Genomic DNA, 1,481 nt, shown 5'->3' on the forward strand with positions numbered 1-1,481 from the left:
GGGGGGTGCTTCTATCTGTTCGGTCAAGGTCTGTGGGCTTGGTCAGGCTGTTTGTTGGTGCCCGGGTTGGTAGAGGGTGCTGTGCTTGAGCATGGCGTGCAGGACGTCGACGCGGCGGCGGGTGAGGCAGATGAGGGCGGCGTTGTGGCGCTTGTTCTCAGCCCGTTTCCTGTCGTAGTAGGCCCGGGATTCGGGGCTGCTCAGGGAGGCGAACGAGGCCAGGAACAGGGCTCGTTTGAGTGTCTTGTTGCCGCCGCGGGGCGGTCCTTCGCCGCGGATGGAGGTTCCCGAACGACGGGTGGTGGGGGTCAGTCCCGCGTAGGAGGCCAGGTGGGCGGCGGTGGGGAACGCGCTGGCGTCGCCGACCTCGGCCAGGATGCGGGCACCGGTCCTGACCGCGACCCCGGGCATGGAGGTCAGGACCTTCGCGAGAGGGTGGGCCTCCAGCAGGGCCGTCATGCGGGTCTCCAGGATCTCGCGGCGCTTGAGGAGCACGGCGAGGGACTCGGCCAGTCCGGAGATGATCTCGCCGGCCGAGCCGGTGCCGGGGACCTGGACGCTCTGCTGGGCCAGGGCGGCATGGATCTGTCCGGCCAGTTCCCGCGGGGTCCGCATCCGTGGGGCGGCGTCGGTCATAACCTCGATGAGTTCCTCGGTGCCGGCCCGGGCCAGTGCGGCCGGGGAGCCGAAGGTCTGGAGCAGGGCCAGGACCGCCGGGTGGCGCAGCCGCGGCCCCAGGACGCGTTCCAGGGCCGGATGGATCGAGGTGAGCAGGCCGCGCAGCCGGTTGGAGGTGCGGGTGGCGTCCTGGGCGAGGTCGTCGTCGTAGCCCAGGACCATGGTCAGTTCGGCCCGCACGCCCTCGGCCGGGTCGATGCTGTGCAGCAGGTGGGGCATGGTGCGGGCGGCATCGGCGATGACGTAGGCGTCGCGGGCGTCGGTCTTGCCGGTGCCGGGATGGCAGTCGGCCAGGCGGCGCATGGACAGGCCGGGCAGGTAGGCCACCTCGCATCCGCAGGCGCGGGCCACGGCCACCGCCAGCGTCCCCACGGACGCGGGCTGGTCGACCACGACCAGGACTTTTCCCCAGCGTCCCAGGCGAGCGAACAGCTCCCGCAGCTGGGGCTCGCCGTTGGGCAGCGGCTTGTCGAAGACCGTACGGCCGTCGGCCAGCACGGCCGTGCCGTGATGGGCGGACTTGCCCACGTCCAGGGCGCAGAACACATCGATCGAGGTGAAGTCGTTGCTGGTCACCGGGCTTTCCCTCCCCGGAGTCACCACCGGTGGCCCGCCCGGGCACCGGAGATCGGCAGCCACATTACGCAGCCCTGCCTGTCGGCGGACACGCTTCCATCAGCGACCATCCGGTGCCGCCAGGACCGGCGACAGCACCCCCCGGATCATCAAGGACAGGGGCAACGAGTCATACCGGCCCCGAAGGCCACGAGCCCGAACCGGGCTCTACAACGAAGGTAATGGGC

General features: G+C 70.6%; 1 protein-coding gene. It reads right to left on the reverse strand.

Annotated elements, in window-relative coordinates:
• Positions 1-42: 42 nt before the first annotated feature.
• Positions 43-1,254: an IS110 family transposase gene (locus K4B79_RS47440; RefSeq protein WP_232033709.1), complete on the reverse strand. Its 1,212-nt coding sequence runs from the start codon at positions 1,252-1,254 to the stop codon at positions 43-45.
• Between the last annotated feature and the right edge of the window lie 227 nt (positions 1,255-1,481).

Origin of the sequence: Streptomyces lincolnensis, assembly GCF_021173675.1 — a bacterium.
GTDB lineage: Bacteria > Actinomycetota > Actinomycetes > Streptomycetales > Streptomycetaceae > Streptomyces > Streptomyces lincolnensis_B.